This window comes from Pandoraea sp. LA3 (assembly GCF_022696215.1).
Lineage (GTDB): Bacteria > Pseudomonadota > Gammaproteobacteria > Burkholderiales > Burkholderiaceae > Pandoraea > Pandoraea capi.
This window is the reverse complement of sequence record NZ_PTPY01000025.1, coordinates 128,093-148,878: the sequence shown is the minus strand read 5'-3', so window position 1 is coordinate 148,878 and position 20,786 is coordinate 128,093. Positions and strand designations below refer to the sequence as shown.

The 20,786-nt window shown below is 62.5% G+C and carries 18 protein-coding genes and 1 other RNA gene; 15 read left to right on the top strand and 4 right to left on the bottom strand.

Translation table 11 applies throughout. The features are described from left to right. The first annotated feature begins 2 nt into the window (after positions 1 to 2). The 4 genes from yejB to C5N93_RS06895 all read left to right on the top strand — a co-directional run bounded on the left by yejB (position 3) and on the right by C5N93_RS06895 (position 4,811). Positions 3 to 1,058, top strand: a complete 1,056-nt coding sequence (gene yejB / locus C5N93_RS06910) for a microcin C ABC transporter permease YejB (RefSeq protein WP_150721556.1) — start codon at positions 3 to 5, stop codon at positions 1,056 to 1,058. A gap of 1 nt (position 1,059) precedes the next feature. Then, on the top strand, positions 1,060 to 2,169 hold the full coding sequence (locus C5N93_RS06905; protein ID WP_150721557.1) for an ABC transporter permease: 1,110 nt from the start codon (positions 1,060 to 1,062) through the stop codon (positions 2,167 to 2,169). Further along, complete coding sequence (locus C5N93_RS06900) at positions 2,166 to 3,770, top strand: ABC transporter ATP-binding protein (RefSeq protein WP_242558728.1); 1,605 nt, start codon at positions 2,166 to 2,168, stop codon at positions 3,768 to 3,770. The genes C5N93_RS06905 and C5N93_RS06900 overlap by 4 nt, the downstream gene beginning before the upstream one ends. Positions 3,771 to 4,103: 333 nt before the next feature. After that, complete coding sequence (locus C5N93_RS06895) at positions 4,104 to 4,811, top strand: C40 family peptidase (RefSeq protein ID WP_242558727.1); 708 nt, start codon at positions 4,104 to 4,106, stop codon at positions 4,809 to 4,811. A gap of 211 nt (positions 4,812 to 5,022) precedes the next feature. Here C5N93_RS06895 and C5N93_RS06890 read toward each other — a convergent pair whose 3' ends face one another. After that, the gene (locus tag C5N93_RS06890; RefSeq protein ID WP_242558793.1) at positions 5,023 to 5,991 is read right to left on the bottom strand and encodes a patatin-like phospholipase family protein; all 969 of its coding nucleotides are present in this window, start codon (positions 5,989 to 5,991) and stop codon (positions 5,023 to 5,025) included. 584 nt (positions 5,992 to 6,575) lie between these two features. On the opposite strand from C5N93_RS06890, the gene C5N93_RS06885 reads away from it, so the two are divergent. Beyond that, positions 6,576 to 7,628 carry an extracellular solute-binding protein gene (locus C5N93_RS06885; RefSeq protein ID WP_242558726.1) on the top strand — a complete coding sequence of 351 codons (1,053 nt, stop codon included), beginning with the start codon at positions 6,576 to 6,578 and terminating at the stop codon, positions 7,626 to 7,628. A gap of 167 nt (positions 7,629 to 7,795) precedes the next feature. Here C5N93_RS06885 and C5N93_RS06880 read toward each other — a convergent pair whose 3' ends face one another. The 3 genes from C5N93_RS06880 to trxA all read right to left on the bottom strand — a co-directional run bounded on the left by C5N93_RS06880 (position 7,796) and on the right by trxA (position 10,821). Continuing rightward, positions 7,796 to 8,809, bottom strand: a complete 1,014-nt coding sequence (locus C5N93_RS06880) for a hypothetical protein (protein WP_242558725.1) — start codon at positions 8,807 to 8,809, stop codon at positions 7,796 to 7,798. 235 nt (positions 8,810 to 9,044) lie between these two features. Beyond that, on the bottom strand, positions 9,045 to 10,307 hold the full coding sequence (gene rho, locus C5N93_RS06875; RefSeq protein WP_039399112.1) for a transcription termination factor Rho: 1,263 nt from the start codon (positions 10,305 to 10,307) through the stop codon (positions 9,045 to 9,047). Positions 10,308 to 10,497: 190 nt separating this feature from the next. Then, a complete protein-coding gene (gene trxA, locus C5N93_RS06870) occupies positions 10,498 to 10,821 on the bottom strand; it encodes a thioredoxin TrxA (protein ID WP_150721562.1) in 324 nt (107 codons plus the stop codon). 302 nt (positions 10,822 to 11,123) lie between these two features. Here trxA and ffs point away from each other — a divergent pair. The 10 genes from ffs to C5N93_RS06820 all read left to right on the top strand — a co-directional run bounded on the left by ffs (position 11,124) and on the right by C5N93_RS06820 (position 20,776). After that, positions 11,124 to 11,222, top strand: an RNA gene (gene ffs / locus C5N93_RS06865) — signal recognition particle sRNA small type. Positions 11,223 to 11,534: 312 nt separating this feature from the next. Beyond that, on the top strand, positions 11,535 to 13,445 hold the full coding sequence (gene dnaX, locus C5N93_RS06860) for a DNA polymerase III subunit gamma/tau (protein ID WP_242558724.1): 1,911 nt from the start codon (positions 11,535 to 11,537) through the stop codon (positions 13,443 to 13,445). A gap of 169 nt (positions 13,446 to 13,614) precedes the next feature. Beyond that, positions 13,615 to 13,941 carry a YbaB/EbfC family nucleoid-associated protein gene (locus tag C5N93_RS06855; protein ID WP_010807314.1) on the top strand — a complete coding sequence of 109 codons (327 nt, stop codon included), beginning with the start codon at positions 13,615 to 13,617 and terminating at the stop codon, positions 13,939 to 13,941. A 34-nt stretch (positions 13,942 to 13,975) separates the two neighbouring features. Then, positions 13,976 to 14,578, top strand: coding sequence for a recombination mediator RecR (gene recR / locus C5N93_RS06850; RefSeq protein ID WP_069345124.1), 603 nt, complete (start codon positions 13,976 to 13,978; stop codon positions 14,576 to 14,578). 250 nt (positions 14,579 to 14,828) lie between these two features. Continuing rightward, a complete protein-coding gene (locus tag C5N93_RS06845) occupies positions 14,829 to 16,187 on the top strand; it encodes a sigma-54 dependent transcriptional regulator (RefSeq protein WP_150721565.1) in 1,359 nt (452 codons plus the stop codon). 705 nt (positions 16,188 to 16,892) lie between these two features. Next, complete coding sequence (locus C5N93_RS06840; protein ID WP_242558723.1) at positions 16,893 to 17,459, top strand: hypothetical protein; 567 nt, start codon at positions 16,893 to 16,895, stop codon at positions 17,457 to 17,459. 5 nt (positions 17,460 to 17,464) lie between these two features. Further along, complete coding sequence (locus tag C5N93_RS06835; protein ID WP_150721567.1) at positions 17,465 to 17,971, top strand: hypothetical protein; 507 nt, start codon at positions 17,465 to 17,467, stop codon at positions 17,969 to 17,971. Between the two features lie 17 nt (positions 17,972 to 17,988). Continuing rightward, positions 17,989 to 18,603 (top strand): hypothetical protein, encoded by a 615-nt coding sequence (locus tag C5N93_RS06830; RefSeq protein WP_242558722.1) that lies wholly within the window; start codon positions 17,989 to 17,991, stop codon positions 18,601 to 18,603. A gap of 30 nt (positions 18,604 to 18,633) precedes the next feature. Continuing rightward, positions 18,634 to 20,013, top strand: a complete 1,380-nt coding sequence (locus C5N93_RS06825) for a hypothetical protein (RefSeq protein WP_242558721.1) — start codon at positions 18,634 to 18,636, stop codon at positions 20,011 to 20,013. A gap of 52 nt (positions 20,014 to 20,065) precedes the next feature. Continuing rightward, positions 20,066 to 20,776, top strand: a complete 711-nt coding sequence (locus C5N93_RS06820) for a C39 family peptidase (RefSeq protein ID WP_240493735.1) — start codon at positions 20,066 to 20,068, stop codon at positions 20,774 to 20,776. Positions 20,777 to 20,786: the final 10 nt, after the last annotated feature.

The window sequence follows — 20,786 nt, the reverse complement described above, 5'->3', positions numbered from 1 at the left end:
TCATGTGGGCCTACATTCTCAAACGATTGCTGATCATGATCCCGACGCTGCTCGGCGTGATCACGCTGACCTTTGCGGTCATCCAGTTCGTGCCCGGCGGGCCGGTCGAGCAGGTGATGCTCGAACTCAAGGGGCGCGGTGGCGGCGGTGAGGCCAGCGGCGGCGGGGGCGGCAGCGACTATCGCGGACGTCGCGGCATCGACGCGCAACAACTCGCCCAGATCAAGGCGCTCTACGGCTTCGACAAGACCCCGATGGAGCGCTACTGGCTGATGCTCAAACGCTTCGCACGCTTCGATCTCGGGCAGAGCTATTTCCATCACCAGAGTGTCTGGTCGCTGATCGTCTCGAAGTTGCCGGTGTCGATCTCGCTGGGGCTATGGACGTTCTTCCTCACCTACCTGATATCGGTGCCGCTGGGGATCGCCAAGGCGGTGCGCAACGGCTCGCGTTTCGACACGCTCACGAGTCTGGTCGTGCTCGTGGGATATGCCATTCCGGGGTTCGTGCTCGGCGTGTTGCTGCTGGTGCTGTTCGGCGGCGGCACGTTCTGGCAGTTGTTCCCGCTGCGCGAGCTCGTGTCGGATAACTGGAGCGATCTGTCGTGGCCGGCCAAAATTACCGACTATCTGTGGCACATCACGTTGCCGGTGACGGCGTCGGTGGTCGGCAGTTTTGCCGTCATCACCATGCTGACGAAGAACGCGTTTCTCGACGAGATTCGCCGACAGTACGTGCTGACGGCGCGCGCGAAGGGGCTGTCTGAGCGTAAGGTGCTGTTCAAGCATGTCTTTCGCAATGCGCTGATCCCGCTCATTACCGGTTTTCCCGCCGCTTTTATCGGTGCGTTCTTCGCGGGCAGTCTGCTGATCGAGACGCTGTTCTCGCTCGACGGTCTGGGGCGGTTGTCGTACGAATCGGTACAGCGCCGCGATTATCCGGTCGTGCTTGGCTCGCTGTATCTGTTCACGCTCATCGGCCTCGTGACCAAACTCATCTCCGACCTCTGCTACGTGCTGGTCGACCCGCGTATTCAATTCGATCGAGTGGAGCACTGACGTGACCCGATCCGCCACGCCATCGCCACGCCCGTCCTCACCGTCGTCTTATTTCGCATCGCCGGCGCGCTCGCCGCGCTGGCGCGTCTGGCGGCGCTTTCGCAGTCATCGGCTGGGCTACTGGAGCCTGATCGCGTTCGTGGTGCTGTTCGGCGTCAGCCTCTTTGCCGAGGTCATCGCCAACGACAAGCCGTGGGTCGTGCGCTACGAGGGTCAGTGGTATTTCCCGCTCGTGAAGACCTACCCGGAATCGACCTTCGGCGGCGACTTCCCGACACCCACGGATTACCTCGACCCGTTCATCGAAGACCGTATCCGCTCGGGCGACAATTTCGCGATCTATCCGCCGGTGCGTTACAGCTACGCCACCATCAACTACTTCGCGAAGGTGCCGAATCCGGCGCCGCCGTCGTCGGAGAACTGGCTCGGGACGGACGATCGCGGCCGCGATGTCTTCGCGCGATTGCTCTACGGCTTTCGGCTATCGGTCATCTTTGCGCTGGCGCTCACGGTCTCCGGCACCTTGCTCGGTGTGCTCGCCGGGGCGGTGCAGGGCTTCTACGGCGGACGGATCGACCTGACGTTGCAACGCCTCATCGAAATCTGGGGATCGTTGCCGGAGCTGTATCTGCTGATCATCTTCGCGTCGATCTTCGAGCCGCATCTGTGGCTGCTCTTCGTGCTGCTGTCGTTATTCGGCTGGATCGGCTTGTCCGACTATGTGCGTGCCGAGTTTCTGCGCAACCGGCAACTGGATTACGTGCGCGCGGCGCGGGCGATGGGGCTGTCGAACTGGCAGATCATTCGTCGGCATGTCTTGCCCAACAGCATGACGCCGGTCATCACGTTCCTGCCGTTTCGCATGAGCGGGGCGATTCTGGCGCTCACGAGTCTCGACTTCCTCGGGCTCGGTGTGCCGCCGCCGACGCCGAGCCTCGGCGAGCTTCTCAATCAGGGCAAGGCGAATCTCGACGCGTGGTGGATCTCGCTCGCGACCTTCGTCGTGCTCGTGCTCACGCTGTTGTTGCTGACGTTCATGGGAGACGCCTTGCGTAATGCGCTCGACACGCGTGTCGCGGACAAACAGGCTGCGGCCGGGGGGGCGATGTGAACGCACCGGCTTCTCCTTTGCTCAGTATCGAGAATCTTTCGGTGCGCTTCGGCGACACCGAAGCCGTGAAGAACGTGAGCCTCGCCATCGAGCGTGGCGAGCGGGTCGCACTGGTCGGTGAGTCGGGCTCGGGCAAGAGTGTGACGGCGCTCGCGATTCTGCGCCTGTTGCAGGACGCTGAGATTCAGGGGCGTATTCTGCTCGACGGCAAGGATCTGGCATCGGCCAGCGAGCGCGAGATGCGCGGGCTGCGCGGTAACGATATCGCGATGATCTTCCAGGAGCCGATGACAGCGCTCAATCCGCTGTATCCGATCGGCGAGCAGATCGCCGAGGCGCTGGAGTTGCACGAGGGGCTGTCGAAGAAGGACGCCAAGGCACGTGCCATCGAATTGCTGCGTCGCACTGGCATTCCCGAGCCTGAGCGCCGTGTCTCGCACTTCCCGCACGAACTGTCGGGCGGTCAGCGTCAGCGCGCCATGATCGCCATGGCGCTGGCCTGCCGTCCCAAGTTGCTGCTCGCGGATGAGCCCACGACCGCGCTCGACGTGACCATTCGCGCGCAGATTATCGAACTGCTCCTCGAATTGCAGCGCGACGCCGCCGAAAAGCGCGGCATGGCGGTACTGCTCATCACCCACGATCTGAATCTCGTGCGACGGTTTGCGCAACGGGTGGCGGTGATGGAAAAGGGCGTGCTCGTGGAGTGCGCCGAGACCGAGGCGCTGTTCACGAATCCGCAGCATCCGTACACACGAAAGCTGATCGACAGCCGCCCGCAGCGCGAGATTCATCCGGTGCTGCCCATCGCGCCCGTGTTGCTCGAAGGGCGTGGCGTGACGGTGGACTATGCGACCGCGCAGCCCGGCGTTCGCGGCTGGTTCCAGCGCGGGCGCTTTCGCGCGGTGCATCCGGTCGATTTGTCGCTGCGTCAGGGCGAGACGCTTGGGGTAGTGGGCGAATCGGGTTCCGGCAAGACGACGCTCGCCATGGCGATGCTCGGCCTTCAACGCGCCAGCGCTGGTCAGATTGAGTTTCAGGGCGAGCCGCTCACGTCGTATCGCGGTGCGGCACAGCGCACCCTGCGCTCGCGTATGCAGATCGTGTTTCAGGATCCGTTCGGCTCGCTATCCCCTCGCATGACCATCGAGGAAATCGTGGGCGAGGGGCTGGCGCTGCATCGTCCGCAGATGAGCGAGGACGACCGTCGCGCACGCGTGGCCGAAGTGCTGCGCGAGGTCGGGATCGACGCGCGCGCCATGTCCCGATATCCGCATGAATTCTCCGGCGGCCAACGGCAACGGATTGCGATTGCCCGCGCGCTGATCGTCGATCCGCAGATCCTCGTGCTCGACGAGCCGACCAGTGCGCTTGACGTCTCGATCCAGCAGCAGGTACTCCATCTGCTCGCGCAATTGCAGATCAAGTACAACCTGAGTTACCTCTTCATCAGCCACGATCTGGCGGTCATGCGGGCCATGGCGCACAGGGTGCTGGTGTTCAAGGACGGCCATCTGGTGGAGCAGGGCGATACGGAATCAGTATTTTTTGATCCGCAAAACGATTACACCCGCGAGCTGGTGGCCGCAGCCATGCTGTAGGTTTGTGACATGGGGGTGAAACGTCACATAACGTCGCGGAACGTCGCCTAAATCGCAAAGGCTTGATTGTTAATGAAAATTTTCCGATTGCACTGATTGTTTTTTTCTATTACCTTTTGACATCATGTGACGTTCACATTACTATCGCGTACCAATTAAGTTGATTATTCAACGAGTTAACCGATCAGATAACGGAACAGTTCCGAAGTCAGTTCAGAAACAAGTTCGGCGGTGGGTCTGCCGGGCGTGACTCGAAGGATTCAACACGGCAGCATCCTGTTGCACCCTGACGAGCTACTCATCGGCCATCCGACTCAACCAACCCGGCGACCAATGCAGACGAAACCTAAGCGCACCCGCAAGACTCTCCTTCTCGCGTTCACTGCCGCTGGCCTCGTCACCGCTTCGTTGACGGCGAAGGCTGACGACTACAACAACGGCCCGACGGCCGCCGCACGCGCTGCCGCTGCGGCCATCCAGGCGAGCAACGCTTCCCAGAATACCCAAAGCGCCGCTGGCATCGCCGCGGTGAGCGCCGATGCCCAGCCGGTCGTCGAAGAGTCGCGTGTGCAACGTGCACAGAAGCTGCTCTCGAACGTGACCGACAAGGCGTCGGACGTCGTACTTGGCGCGCTGAACTACATTGGCGTTCGCTACAAGTACGGTGGCAATACGCCGGACAGCGGTCTGGATTGCAGCGGCTTCGTGCGCTATGTGTTCCAGGACACACTCAACTTCATGCTCCCGCGCCGCTCGGAAGAAATGAGCCAGGTGGGTGAGCGCATCGCCAAGACCGATCTGAAGCCGGGCGATCTGGTGTTCTTCAACACCATGCGCCGCAGCTTCTCGCACGTCGGTATCTATATTGGCGGCGACAAGTTCGTGCATGCCCCGGCCACGGGCGGCAAGATCCGCGTGGAAGACCTGCGCGAATCGTACTGGTCGGCGCGTTACAACGGCGCTCGCCGTGTCGAGACGCTCAAGGCCAGCGCAGAACTCACGCGCGTCGAACAGCTCTTCAAGAACGATCACCCGATGTAAGCTGCCGAAGCTCGCGAAGGTTGCGAGCTTCTGTGCCAATGAAAATGCCGCCCACCGGGCGGCATTTTGTTTGTGCGACGGGATCGCTGTGCGGGCATGGGGGCGCTCGATGAGCGACATTGGCCCACGGGCCCGGCGAGCGTCCCTACGAGGCCGGTGGCAATACATTAGGCATCGTCGCGCCCCGGCCCGGGTTTGTGGCTCAAGCGGCTCAGCGCGCTGCCTGTGGCATGCCGCGCGTAGCTTCCGACTGCGCCTCCGCGAGTTTGCGCTGAATCTCCGGCCACATCTTGGCGACGGCTTCCTCGCCGGCCAGAATCGCACGGTTACGTCCCTGGAAGTCTGAGGCGCCCATCTTGGCGAGCGACGGACGAACGACGACATCGGCGTTTTTCTCCAACTCGTATTGCTTGATCGATTGCCCCATGATCGTGAACGTCTGCATGAGGATGTCGAACTGGCCTTGTGTCGCCTGCGCGGTCGGGTTGGCGGAGATGTCGACCGCAATCACGAAGTCCGCGCCCATCTGACGGGCATATTCCGCTGGCACAGGGGCGACGAGCCCGCCGTCGACATAATCGCGATTGCCGATGTGGACCGGCTCGAACACGCCCGGCACGCTGCTCGATGCACGCACGGCCTGTCCGGTATTGCCGCGACGGAACAGGATCGGGGCGCCGCTTTGCAGATCCGTGGCGACGATGCCCAACTGGCGTGGCATCTGCTCGATCGTGCGGTCCTTGAGGATCTTGTTGACGTACGACTGAAGCGCTTCGCCGCGCAACATGCCGCGCGAGCGGAACGGCATCGTCCAGTCGCTGATCGACGCTTCGTCCATCGTCGACGCCAGGCGATTGAGCTGGAAGCCGTTCAGGCCGGACGCATACATCGCGCCGACGACGCTGCCTGCACTCGTGCCGACGACGATATTCGCGTGGATGCCACGGGCTTCCAGCGCCTTGATCACGCCCACATGGGCGAAGCCGCGCGCGGCGCCGCCACCGAGGGCGAGACCGATCTTCAGCGGACGGACGACCTTGGGCGGCACAAGGGGCGTAAGCGGCGTAAGGGGTGTCGCCGGCGTGACGGGCGTTTGTGCGACGGGTGGCTGCGCCGTGGTCGACGTGGCGGGCTGACTCGTCAGCGGGGCGCTCGCACAACCTGCGAGCACGGCGGCCATGCCAAGCGCGGCAAACGCCGTGCGCGACGAGGTGAGTCTGCGTGTCGCGCTGCCGCGCGTCGAGGCAGCGGACGAGGAGGTGGCGGACACAATGGGGGCATCGGCGGCCGTCAGGGCGACAGCGCGACGCAGGATTCGATTCAACGACAACAAGGGAAAACTCCGGCAGGGCAGGACAAACGCTCGCGGCACCATAGATCGTTGGAATGGGGAGGCCGGCGAGCGTCGACGCGCAATTTTACGGCGATTGGAGCGGCGAAGGCACAAATCAGTTCACTTTTCGAGGGTGTCATCAGTGTGTGGCGACCTGACACGGAACCTTTCCGGAGGCGGAGCGTCTCACCTGCCGCAACGCACGCAATGTGCGAAGTCTGCTTGTGTGACCTGCCAATCCGCTGCCCGGCGCCTGTCCGAGGCATCCCACCGTTGGGGCGCAGTCGGTCGTCTCCTCCATCTCCCCGCGCCACTCCCTGTTCTCGATAATGAATATCTGAATCAATGAGAATGGGAATCGTTTGTGTTGATTGAAATTTTTCATTATCCTGTTCCTCTCTGTGAAACCACAACGGCAAGGGGAATGGCTAATGAAGGCGAAGACGATCGGCAAGCTGGCGCGACTGACGGCGCTCGGCACGACAATCGCGGCGGCATTTGCCGCGCAGGCGGACAACGGTGTGCTGAATCTGTACTCGGCGCGTCACTATCAGACCGACGAGCAGCTTTACGGCACCTTCACCAAGCAGACGGGTATCAAGATCAACCGCATCGAAGCCGATGACGCTGCATTGCTGGAGCGTCTGAAGAGCGAAGGGGCGAAGAGCCCGGCCGACGTCATCCTGATGGTCGATGCGGCACGTCTGGCCAAGGGCGATGAAGCGGGGCTATTCCAACCGACGAAGTCAGCTACGCTCGATGCGCGTATTCCGGCCAAGCTGCACGCCGCAAACACGAAGGCGGGCACAGATTGGTATGGCTTCTCGACGCGCGCTCGCGTGATCGTCTACAACAAGGACAAGGTCGACCCGAAGACCGTGCAGACGTACGCCTCACTCGCCGATCCGTCGCACAAGGGGCAGGTCTGTACGCGCTCGGGGTCGCATCCGTACATGTTGTCGCTGGTCGGGGCGCTCATTGCACGTGATGGTGCCCAGGCGACGCAGAAATGGGCCGAGGGCATGGTGACGAACTTCGCGCGTGCGCCGCGCGGTGGCGATACCGACCAGATCAAGGCCGTGGCGACGGGCGAGTGCGGCGTGGCGCTGGCGAACTCGTACTATTACGTGCGCATGGCGCGTTCGGACAAGCCGGAAGACAAGGCGCTGATGTCGAAAGTCGGCTTCATTTGGCCCGATCAGGCGGGCAAGGGCACGCACGTGAACGTTGCGGGCGCCGGTATCGCCAAACACGCGCCGAACCACGCCAATGCCGTGAAATTCCTGGAGTACCTGGCAAGTGACGAAGCGCAACAGTACTTCGCCAACGGCAACAACGAATGGCCGGCCGTGACGACGACCAAGGTCGATAACCCGGCGCTGGCTTCGCTCGGCGAATTCAAGGCAGAGGACGTCTCCATCGGTACCGTCGCCAAAAATCTGCCGGAAGCGCAGCGCATTCTCGACCGCGCTGGCTACAAATAAGCCCACAGGACATCGCGGGTCATGCCCGCGATGGCAGTATTGCCCGCACCAAGCGCAAAGGGCGCCGGATTGGATCCGGCGCCCTTTGGCGCTTTGGCGTTAACTTCGGCGCTGGTAGTCACAGGCAAGCCGCGTGAGCGACCTGAAGCCTGGCGGGGGCGGCGCGCTCAGTCGTCCAGCGACTCGTCTTCCTCGCCCTGCTGATACATGTGGTAATCGCCGGTAGCGTAGACGCCTTTGTACGCCGTGGCCGACGCGTCTTCGTTATCGATCAGGTGCGTCTCGGCGATGCGAAGCGATTCGCGTACCTGCGGCGGCTCGCATTCGGCAATCAGTCGCAGGGCTTCGGCTTCATCTTCGGCCACGACGTCGTACGTGGTCACGAACTCCGGTGCGGGGCCATCCGGATCTTCATCTTCCAGCGGCTCGTACCATTGGCCTTCCACGATCAGATGCATGGCGCGGGCGGTTTCCGATTGCTCGTCGCGCGCGGCGCGCAGCGCCCACAGGGCGGCGTCGCTCCACTTGTACGACTGTACGGCGTTGAGGGCGATTGCCAAAGCCTTGGCGTTGTCGCCCGATTGCTTGTAGGCCAGGGAGAGTTCGGCGAGCACATCCGCCATCGATACGTTGCTGCCTTCCTCGTCGTGTTCCTGCTTGGCCAGGGCCTCGTACGTGGCGATGGCGGCCTTCGGCTCCCCCTGAGCGACGAACAGGTGCATGCGTAGCGCGATGGCATTCTCGATGAAGGCGCGTCCGGCTTGTGCGAGGTGCGGGCTTTCGAGCGTACGGTCGAGGCGGGCCTGGGCGAGCGCGAGATCGCCTTGACGGGCGAGGGCGTTGGCGTGGTTGAAGTCGACGATCACGAGGTCTTCGTCCGGCGCGCAATTGCCGGCGGCCTCGTAGGCTTCGATGGCGGCGTCGAAGCGTCCGAGATCGGAGCGGTAGTTGCCGAGCAATTGCCAGAGCAGCCAGACGCGCGGGGCATGCGCCACACCGGCTTCGAGCACGGCGACGGCCTGCGCCGTGTCGTCCATGTCGGCGTAGGCCATGGCTTGCACCTCATAGGCGCCCGAGTACTGCAGCGACTCAAGCCGTTTGCCGATTTCCAGGGCCGTTTCGGGATCGCCGGCTTCCAGGTGGGCGAACGCTTCCGCCATCAATTCGTCTTTCTCGGACATTGCAATTTCTCCTTCGGGAACAGCTTGGGGGGAAGGCGTACCGGCGGCTCGCGCGCAGTATCGTCCCATCATATAACAGGCATCGTGACAGCCAGCATCGTCGCGGTGCGATCCAAGATGCTAACTGGCGGGATGATGACGAACAGGGGGAGGGGCACGTCTGACGACGCGCAATGAAAAAGCCGCGACAGGGTGTCGCGGCTTTTTCTCGTGACGCGGGGCGAGGCTGTCGAGATCAGCCGCCGCGGCGCATCAAGTCGAAGAACTCGGCGTTGTTCTTCGTCTGCTTGATCTTGCCAAGCAGGAATTCCATGGCTTCGGCCTCGTCCATATCGTAGATGAGCTTGCGCAGCACCCAGATCTTCTGGAGGATTTCCGGCTTGATGAGCAGCTCTTCACGACGCGTGCCCGACTTGTTCAGGTTGATCGACGGATAGACGCGCTTTTCCGCCAGACGACGCTCGAGGTGCACTTCCATGTTGCCGGTGCCCTTGAATTCTTCGTAGATCACGTCGTCCATGCGGCTGCCGGTTTCGATCAGTGCCGTGGCGATGATCGTGAGCGAGCCGCCTTCTTCGACGTTACGTGCAGCACCGAAGAAGCGTTTCGGACGTTGCAGGGCGTTGGCATCCACACCGCCGGTCAGCACCTTGCCCGATGCCGGGATCACGGTGTTGTAGGCGCGGGCCAGACGCGTGATCGAGTCGAGCAGAATCACCACGTCTTCTTTCATTTCGATCAGGCGCTTGGCCTTCTCGATGACCATTTCTGCGACCTGGACGTGACGCGTGGCCGGTTCGTCGAACGTCGACGCGATCACTTCGCCGCGCACCGAGCGCTGCATTTCGGTCACTTCTTCCGGGCGCTCGTCGATGAGCAGCACGAAAAGCTTGGCTTCCGGATGGTTGGCCGTGATGGCGTGTGCGATGTGTTGCAGCATCACGGTCTTGCCGGACTTCGGCGAGGCGACCAGCAGGCCGCGCTGGCCCTTGCCGATCGGGGCGATCATGTCGATGATGCGGCCCGTCACGTTCTCTTCACCGCGAATGTCGCGCTCGAGCAGCAGCGGCTTGTTCGGGTGCAGCGGCGTGAGGTTCTCGAACATGATCTTATGTTTCGAGGCCTCGGGCGGGTGGCCGTTGACTTTGTCGACCTTCACCAGCGCGAAATAACGCTCGCCGTCCTTCGGCGTACGCACTTCCCCTTCGATCGTATCGCCGGTATGCAGGTTGAAGCGACGGATCTGCGACGGGCTGATGTAGATATCGTCCGTGCTGGCCAGATACGACGTTTCAGGCGAGCGCAGGAAACCGAAGCCGTCCGGCAGCACTTCGAGCGTACCGTCGCCAAAGATGGTTTCGCCGGACTTTGCGCGCTTCTTCAGAATGGCGAACATCAGCTCCTGCTTGCGTAGGCGGTTGGCGTTCTCGATTTCGAGACCGTTCGCCATTTCTAGCAGCTCGGAGACGTGCTGGGACTTTAGTTCGGATAAATGCATACGGAGGTGCCGTCCACTGGACGACAAGTGAAGGATCAGGGAAAAGTGAGCGAACGCTCGAAGAACTTTGGGGTGCTTTTGGGCGGATTATATAGCAAGCAGCGTCATGCGCAAGCACTGCGCCGTTTGCCCGGCGCCGGGGTGTCGCACTGTGGCGACAAAGGCCCCGGCACTTACCGTCGACGATCGATTACAGATTGCCGTCGAGGAACGAGGTCAGTTGCGACTTCGACAGGGCGCCGACCTTCTGTGCGGCGACAGCGCCGTTCTTGAACAGAATCAGGGTCGGGATGCCGCGAATGCCGAACTTGGCCGGCACGCCCTGGTTTTCGTCCACGTTGATCTTGGCGATCTGCACCTTGTCGCCGTATTCCTTCGACACTTCGTCGAGGATCGGGGCGATCATCTTGCAGGGGCCGCACCATTCCGCCCAGAAGTCGAGCAGCACCGGCTTGTCGGATTTCAGAACGTCCGCGTCGAAGCTGGCGTCGGAGATGTACTTGATTTCGCTCATGAGTATTGTTGCCTCGTATAACTATTCGGAAACGTCCGATGAAAGTGGCGATAAGCGCCGTTCGCTTTCACCGACGCTGGAGATGTCACCCAGCATTTCCCGGGCGTGCATTCTCCATATGGAGGCTGCAATCGCGGCTTCAATAGGGCCCGCCAATGCAGTTTGCGATCATCTTAGCGGAAATTTCCAAGGCTTGCGCGCGCTGCCGACACAGGCCGAGAGGTGCCCGGCGGCGTATCGCGTCCCATAATCTCGCGCTTTGGGCTTCTGTTGACGCGTCGACTCTGGTAGAATCTTTTCCTGACGGGCCTCCTCGCATGGTGGCGCGGCCAATCTGGTCAGGTCGGGAACGAAGCAGCCACAGCCGTTTTCTACCAGTGCCGAGGGTCAGGCTCGTCACCTAATTCCTTGTTTTGCCGATGTTCTCGCGCGTTCTGCGCAAATATCTCCACCGCTTGAAGCCTGCACGAATCGTCCCTATTGTCGATGGGCGGCGACGCGTTCACCGTCGTTTGCGCCTTCGTTTTCGTGAGGAAAGCGATTACGTGGCTCCGCGCCTCGCGTGGGGCGGACGGGCTTGGTAGAATCGCCCAACATTTTTTTCTATTGCACTGATAGCGTGCCGATTCCGGCATGAAAAGCGACGCCGTTCGACGTTCGATCGGGCGTTGACATCGGTGCGGAAGCCCAACGCCGAACTGTTACAATTTGGCATGACCTATCAAGTACTCGCGCGCAAATGGCGCCCCAAAGGCTTCTCGACCCTGGTGGGCCAGGAGCATGTCGTGCGTGCGTTGACGCACGCGCTCGAGCAACAGCGCCTGCATCACGCCTATCTGTTCACCGGTACGCGCGGCGTCGGCAAGACCACGCTTTCGCGCATTCTGGCCAAGGCGCTCAATTGCGAGACGGGGATCACGGCCGAGCCGTGCGGCGTTTGCAAGGCCTGTAAGGCCATCGACGAGGGGCGCTTTGTCGACTACGTCGAAATGGATGCCGCGTCGAACCGTGGCGTCGACGAAATGACGTCGTTGCTCGAAAAGGCGGTCTACGCGCCGGCGGATGCGCGCTTCAAGGTCTACATGATCGACGAAGTGCACATGCTCACGGGGCACGCGTTCAATGCGATGCTCAAAACCCTCGAAGAGCCGCCCGCGCACGTCAAATTCATTCTCGCGACGACCGATCCGCAAAAGATTCCGGTCACCGTGCTCTCGCGCTGCCTGCAATTCAATCTGAAGCAGATGCCGGCTGGGCACATCGTGTCGCACCTCACGAATATTCTCGGCGAAGAAGGGATCGAGAACGAGCCGCAAGCGCTGCGTCTGCTCGCCAAGGCGGCGGGCGGCAGTATGCGTGATGCGCTGTCGCTCACCGATCAGGCCATCGCCTATGCGGCCGGCCCGCTCACTGAGACGGCCGTGCGCGGCATGCTCGGTGCCATCGACCAGAGCGTGCTGGTGCGCTTGCTCGACGCGTTGAAGGACGAGTCGCGCACCGATTTGCTCGCGATTGCCGACGAAATGGCAGAGCGCAGCTTCTCGTTTGCCGCAGGTTTGCAGGATCTGGGCAGCTTGCTGCACAAGATCGCGCTGGCGCAATACGCGCCGCAAGCCGTGTCCGATGACTGGCCCGAAGCCGCCGACGTGCGACGACTGGCCGAAGCGCTGTCGCCGGAGGCGGTTCAGCTCTATTACCAGATCGCCACGCGAGCGCGCGGCGAGCTTGGTCTCGCGCCCGACGAATACACCGGTTTCTCGATGGCGCTGCTGCGCATGGCGGCATTCACGCCGCTGCTCGCCGGTGGCACGCTCGCCGAGCCGCCCACGCCGCAAGCTGCGCAATCTGCGCGTGCAGTCGCCGCGAGCGGCCCGGCGCGTGCGCCGATGGCGGAGCCGGTGCCACGTGCCTCTGCGCCGTCGTCACCCGCATCTGCCCCTGCGGCGCAACCAGAAGCGCGTCGCGCACCGGCAGCCCGCAGCAGCGCGCCGGGCGCCCCGGCCGACGGTGCCCCGATGTCGCCCGCCCGAGCCGCGCTCGCCGCGCTCAATGCCGGGCGCAAGGGGACGGCCGGTCGCGCCGGGATTGCTGCCGGCGCCAATCGCGCCAGCGCACCCCGCGCATCGGACGAAGCGCCTGCCGGCGCTGACCCCGAACCTGAGCCTGCCAGTACTGCGGCGGCTCCCGCTGCCGCGCCTGTCCAGCCGCCGCGCGCTTGCGTTTATCGTGAAGTCGACGGCGTGCCGCCGGTATTCACCGGCGAATGGCCGGCCCTGGCGGAAGCGCTGCCGGCGCGCGGTCTGGCGCAGCAACTGGCGTTTCAGAGCGAGTTGACGGAAGTGGCGGGACGCGCCTTGCATTTGCGCGTGCCGCTTCGCCAACTGGCCGACGCCGCCACCGCCGACAAATTGCGTCAGGCACTCGTCGAGCATTTCGGCGGCGACGTGCAACTGCACGTCGAACTGGGGCAGGTCGGTACGACGGCCGCTTCGCTCGCCGCAGAAGCGGCGGCGGCGCGCCAGCGCGCGGCCGAACAGGCCATCGCCGACGATCCGGTCATGCGCGAATTGATCGACGAATTCGACGCGCAGATCCTTCCGGGAAGCATTCGACCGGTACAATAAGCAAGTTCGCTTTCGTAAAAGGTTCCGGGTTTTCGAATCCGGCACCCAAACGCGTGTTTGGCGCGTTCGGCGCGTGCAGCGAGTATGGCGAATACGCCGGCACGCTGCGCGGCCCGCAGCCTACACGACACCTCAGACGACACCCCACACGATTTATTCAGGAGCCAACATGCTGAAAGGAAACATCGCAGGTCTGATGAAACAGGCCCAGCAAATGCAGGAAAACATGAAGAAGGCGCAGGAGCAGCTCGCGCAGATCGAAGTCGAAGGGCAGTCGGGCGCGGGCCTCGTGAAGGTCGTGATGACCTGCAAGAACGACGTGCGTCGCGTGACCATCGACCCGAGCCTGCTGGCTGACGACAAGGACATGCTCGAAGACCTCGTCGCGGCGGCATTCAACGACGCCGTGCGCAAGGCCGAAGCGACCGCGCAGGAAAAGATGGGCGGCCTGACCGCCGGTCTGCCGCTGCCGCCGGGCTTCAAGATGCCGTTCTGAGCGTTTTCCGCCAGCTTCGATAGAAAGACGACGCATGCCTCAGCCCCAGCTCTCGAGCCTGCAGGAACTCGTCGATGCCCTGCGCGCATTGCCGGGTGTCGGACCGAAGTCCGCCCAACGCATCGCTTACCATCTGCTGCAACGCGACCGTAAGGGCGCGGTGCGGCTGGGCGAAGCGCTGATGCATGCGTCCGAGCAGATTCGCCATTGCGCGCGCTGCAACACGTTCACCGAAGTCGAAATCTGCGAGACGTGCCTCGATCCCGAGCGCGACACGAGCCTGCTGTGCGTGGTGGAAACGCCCGCCGATCAGAACATGCTTGAGCAGACGATGACCTTCAAAGGGTTGTACTTCGTGCTCATGGGCCATCTCTCGCCGCTCGACGGCGTGGGGCCGGGCGAGATCCATTTCGAGCAATTGATCCGTCGCGCTACCGACGGCGTGGTCAAGGAAGTGGTGCTCGCCACGAACTTCACCAACGAAGGTGAAGCCACGGCACACTACATCGGACAGACGCTCAAGGCGCGCGGTCTGCGCGTGAGCCGGCTCGCGCGAGGCGTGCCGGTCGGGGGCGAACTGGAGTACGTCGATGCCGGCACGATCGCCCGTGCCGTGCTCGACAGGCATACGCTCTGAGCATGACGCGGACGTGACGTCGTTCGCCTTTGCGCGTAGGTACTCGTACTCTCATCCAATCGGATTAGCTGTTATTCGCTATATCTGCGCATATCCCTGTCTTCTAGACTAAACCTGCCGACTTGGGGACCCAACTACACGGGGAACACCATAACTCCCGGGCGGCGTGGGGCCGTATAACCTGTCGCGCAGATCCCGGTCCAAGACCAAAAAACTGCGTGCAGGCACTGCTTAGGCAGGGAGTTAAGGTATGGCTAACGATACCGGGCGCACCCTGATTTACGCCTCCCGAAAGCACAGCGACGGATTGCTGTCGTTCCTGGGAGAGCAAGGCTGGCAGGTTGTGCCGGCCAAGAGCGCCAGCGACGTCGGTCGCATTCTCAATCCGGGGGTCACCAGCGCAGCACTCATCGACCTGGCGAGCGGTTATAGCGACCGCGAGATGGGCGCATTCGAGTCCTGCATGCAACCGGCAACGGTTGGCTGGGTTGCCGCGACAAATCCCGAACAACTCACGACGACGTCGATCCGACGGCTCATTCGTGACTATTGCTTCGACTACGTCAATGTCCCGTGTACGAACGATCAGCTCGCGCATTCGATCGGGCACGCATGGGGCATGGCGTCGCTATCGGAAGTGCCCATCATCACGCCGCAAGTCGGTGGCGATCAGGAGATGGTCGGCACGTGCGAAGCGATGCAGCAGCTCTTCCGCACCATTCGCAAAGTGGCCAATACCGACGCCCCGGTGTTCATTTCAGGGGAGTCAGGAACCGGCAAGGAACTGAGTGCGGTGGCGATTCATGAGCGCTCCTTGCGTGCCAAGGGGCCGTTCGTGGCGATCAACTGCGGCGCCATTCCGCCGCATCTGATGCAGTCCGAACTATTCGGCTACGAGCGCGGCGCCTTTACAGGGGCGAACGCACGCAAGGTCGGTCGCGTCGAGTCAGCCAACGGCGGCACGCTGTTCCTCGATGAAATCGGCGACCTGCCCATCGAGAGTCAGGCGAGTCTGCTGCGTTTCCTGCAGCAGGGGGCGATCGAGCGCCTTGGCGGCCACGAAGTGATTCCGGTCAATGTCCGAATCATCTCTGCGACGCACGTGGATCTCGAAACCGCCGTGAAAGAGGGACGTTTCCGCATGGATCTGTTCCACCGCCTGTGCGTGCTTCGGGTGGACGAACCGCCGCTGCGCGCACGTGGCCAGGACATCGAGATCCTTGCGCATCATGTGCTGCAACGCTTCAAAGGCGACAACCATCGCAAGATCCGTGGCTTCACGCAATGCGCGGTTCAGGCGATGTATGAATATCACTGGCCGGGTAACGTGCGCGAGTTGATCAACCGTGTGCGCCGCGCCATCGTGATGGCCGATAGCCGCATGATCTCGGCCAAGGATCTTGACCTCCTGCCATGGGTGCCGACACTGGTGCGCACGCTCGAGGAAATTCGCGCGGAGGCCGAACGAACGGCCATCGAGCAGGCGTTGCTGCGCCACTGTCACCGGTTGACGGATGTGGCCGCAGAGTTGGGAATTTCGCGCATTACGCTGTACCGCCTCATGTGCCGGTACGGATTGCGCGGTGACGAATCGGGCGTGCCGGCCTGATATCTTCTGGCGAAGAGAGGGCGACCGTCCTGTGATGAGCAGGGCGGTCGTTTCTTTTTGGGGTCCTGAAGATTGCGCAGTTGATGTGTCTCCGAAGCGCTTCCCATCTGTGTGTGCAACGCGCATTTCTCCCTTCGATTTTCTCCCTGTCCTCGCGTTTCGCGACCCCTGCCATCGTCAATAACGACGGGCGATTCCGGCATTTTCCCTGCCGGTCGACGCCGCCGTCGCGTCGTACGCAATGCGTGGCCTCCCTCGTTGGAAGTGTTTCGAAAAGGCCCGCTGCCTTCGACGTCGATTCGTGAAAATCACGGGCAAGGGTTGTCCCGCACGCACATCAAAGATGAAACATCCGGGGCCTGTAGCGCCGTCGCGATCTCTTCGCCCGAATGTGACGGCGCCATGTCGTTTTCGTCGATCGCTCTCGATCCGCCGCAAAAGTGTCACGCGAAACCCTTGCAAACAGGGCGTCTGCGGCATGCGTCGCTACTGACGCCGATATCGTTCGCAGTTCGGAATGTTTGCGAAGTGCGTCGATGACGTGACAGCCGGGGATGGACCGGGCTTACGTATCAATGCTGAAACGTTTTCAGCGACCCGGCCGGGCACACGTGTGGGTCGAAAAAATTTCCGTCAATGTTTTCAATTACTTAAGCCGGGTGGCACGGAAGTCGCTTTATTGGTCCGGGCAAGGAGGACAAAGCGATGCGAATTCTCACCACCGAAATGCAGTACCGCGTACGACAAGGCGCAAGCGCTCTGAGCGCAGCCATCGTCGTGACGCTCGGACTGTGCGCCGCACCGGCACAGGCGCAGGACGTCTCGCGTGCCGCCTTCATGCAAGTGGCGATGCTCACCGGATCGATGGTGCCGGCCTCGTTCTCGACGCCGACGCTGCCGGCAGCGCAGGTCTCCGACGCCGATGTCGGTCTCGTGATGCCGACGGCCTCGGTCGCGCCGATTAGCGACAGCGCGGCGGCACCGGCAACGGAACAAACCCCGGTGGTCGCCGGTAACGACGACAGCCAGAGCGTTGGCGCTTCGGGAATGCCGCTTGCCGCAGCCCGAATCGACGACGAACAACTCGGAAGCCAGCGCGGCCGCAATTTGCAGGGCGCTGCGATGGTCAAGTCGCCTGGGATGGCGCTCGCCAACGGCGTGACGTTGTGGGACGAACTGCCGGGTGGTATTGCCCCGACGCCGCGTCCGCAACAACTGTCGAACGGCGTGGGCAACGTCCAGGTGACGCGTGTGACCTACACCACGCGGTGATCGACATGACCCAATTCTCTCTCTCGCCTGCGGTCCTCGCCACGATGCTCGTGGCGCTGACCCCGGCCATGATCCCCGGTCAGGCGAAGGCCGAACCGGCGACGCCGGGCGATCTGGTGATCGAACGCAACATCGGCCCGCAGATCGCCTACCGCGGCCTGCCCCGTGAACAGAATCCGATCGGCATCGCCGTCCCGGCTTTCCCGACGGGGCCGTTCAATACGGCAATGGGCGCCGTCAGTCAGGTGACGGATGGTGAGCTCACGGGCCGCGCCAATGCCGGCCTCGTCACGAGTTCCGTGCAGTCGGGCATCAATCCGGTGATGGGCGTGCTGGTCGGTAACGCTCGCGGCGGCAACGGCCTGAACACCACTAACGGCGTCGGCGGCGGCTTTGGCGCAGGCGCCGGTGGCGGAGGCGGTATCGGCAGCATCGGCACGCTCGTCCCGTCGGTCATCAACTCGGCGCTGGCGCCGCTCACGACGCTGGGTGCAGCAGGAGCCGCCAAATGAGCGCAAATCGCAAAGTAATGCGCGCCATCGCGCTGGCTGCGGCAGTGGTTGCCGTCGCCGGAACATGTCAGGCGCAAGACCTGTGGCTCGTGAGCGGTGAGCTCGCCGGCACGCACGCCACCGTCGAAAGCGGCGTGGCCGTGGGGGTATCGGGCGCACTGGGCGTGAATCAGGCCGCCGGTGTGAACAACGCTCAGGCCAACAGCGCGCTCATTGCCAATGGCGGCAGTGTGACGACCGGCATGTCGAGCACGAATCAACAGGCACTCGTCACGACGACGACGGGCGCCGCGAGCGCCGCAATTCAGGGCAACGCATTTTCAGGCACCTCGGGGCTGACGCAAGTCAACCAGGCGAGCGGTGCCGGCAATCTTCAACGCAACGCGACCGTCATTGTGACTGGCGATGCGTCTGGAGTGGCGAGCGTATCGGATACGGCACTATCCGCTGCGATCTCCAAGGGTGGCCCGGCTGGCCACCACAACCTCAACGATCAGTTCCGCACGGCGTCGATTTCCAGTGACGCCTTCCGTGGAGCCAGTGGAGTGTTGCAGGTGAACCAGTCGGCTGGGATAGGCAATGTAACCGCAAATGTTTTTGTGCTCCGTCCCCCGGCGGGCACATCTTTTTAACTGGGTAACTCTCTCGTCAAGGAGATGGTCATGAAAACGAAAGCAATTGCAGCGGCTGCACTGCTGGTAGCAACGGGTACCGCCATGGCGTCGCCCCATCACCAGCAATATAGCTTCTCGTTCATCGGCAACGAGACCAACGTTCTGAACCTGGTCGGTATTTTCGGTCTGATCGGGATTCGCGGCTGCGTCACGGTGGATAACACCGGCAACGCCGTCGTGCAGAACAACCAGAAGGTCGACGTGCATCACGTGAACCTGACGGGCCCGCTGCTCGGCTCCTATGTCACGGGGCATGTGACGACGGGCGTCAATTCGAAGACCACCACGGTCTCGAACACGGGCGGTGCATATCTGATCGGCGGCGCAACCACCACGTCGTATAACAACACGACGTCGTGGGTGAATGCCGAGGCCAACGGCCACCTGAACACCAGCCAGTCGTTCCAGGCCGGTGCCGGGTATGTCGCAGGCCAGTCGAGCTCCGGCTCGGGCGGCTTCGTGGCAGGCGGCGGATATCAGTATTCGAACATCGCAGCAGGCGGCGGCATCATTGGTGGCGGCATCATTCCGCTGCCGGGCGGCCTCGCCCTGTATGGCGGATACATCGTCGGCAACGCTGGCGCCGGTCAGGCTTCGGCATGGGGTGGCTACGCCTACGGGCAACAGTCGCAACAAGCTGCGGGCTTCCTCGCTGCGGGCTTCCTGAACACGCAGAAGAGCTTCGATGCCGCATTCCATGGTCTGTTCAACGCAGGTCAGGCTTCGGTCTCGAGCGAGTCGATCGCGGCGGGCGCACTGTGGGGCTTCTCGAACACCTACACGAAGGCCACCACGTGGCAGAAGGGCGCGCTCACGCTCCACGTCAATACGGCAACGTATCAGACGATGGGCGCAACGCTCGGCAACGGCGCGCTGGCTAACGCCAACGGCAACGTCGGTGTGAACGTGGCAGCAGGTGCCGATAACGCTCAGGCCAACAACGTCGCCATCGCCTCGCTCAACGCGCAGCCGGTGTATGCGTCGGCCCAGGTGTTCTCGAACCAGTCGTCGCAAGGCTCGGCCAAGATCTCGCAGTTCATGGTCAACGCCAGCGTGGGTGACGGTGCACTGGCAGGGGCGACCGGCAACGTGGGCGTGAACGTGGCTTCGGGTGTCGGCAACGTGCAGGGCAACAACCTGTCGGCGGCTGTCTCGCAAGGCGCACATGGCTGGTACAAGGGCGGTGCTGCCAACTCGACGGCACAAACCGACCAGGTCGCAGGCATGAAGGCCTCGGGTGACTTCGTCGCCAATGCTTCCCTTGGCAACGGGGCCCTGCAATGGGCCAGCGGCAACGTGGGGGTGAACGTGGCAGCCGGTATCGGCAACGTTCAGGCCAACAGCCTCGCCATCTCGGCAATCAAGTGATGTACCTGACCGGTCCGGGGAATCCCGGACCGGTTTTTTCATGAGGTGTGTCATGAGCGATACGCGTCGTGCCGTCGTAAGGATCGCTACGGTTTGCGCTCTGGCGTGCGCAAGCGTGGCCGGGCACGCGCAGTATGCATCGGTGAACCTGGAGTCTTCGATCGGTGTACCGGCGGTCAAGAAGATGCGCTCGTTCAAGTCGATGCACTACGTGAATCTGGTCCAGCAGGAATACGACTTCAGTTGCGGGTCCGCAGCGCTCTCGACCCTGCTGCGATACGGCTACGGGATCAACATTCCCGAGACGGAAATGATTCAGCGAATGATGGCCTTCTCCAATCCGGACACGGTCATCAAGAACGGCTTCTCGATGCTCGACATGAAGAAATTCGTGGAGACGCTGGGACTCGAGGGGCGAGGTTTCAAAGTCGATGTCAGTGCGCTGTACGACCTGAAGATCCCGGTCATTGCGCTCATCGACGTCAATGGATATCAGCACTTCGTGGTCGTGAAGGCGGCGAAGGACGGTCGGGTGTTCGTCTCCGATCCGGCGCTGGGCAATCGCATCATCGAGCAGGCCGATTTTGCCAAGCAGTGGAATGGCTTGGTGCTGGCGGTCATCGGCAAGCCGTTTCTGGAGGATTCACCGCTGCTCAAAGGCAATGAATCCCTGGCAGCCAAGTTGCGCGATGGCGCGCTGGCGACCGGGACGTCACCGACCCCGATGGTGGACTTCGGCATCATCCGGGCGGATCTGTTTTGAGACCAGACCA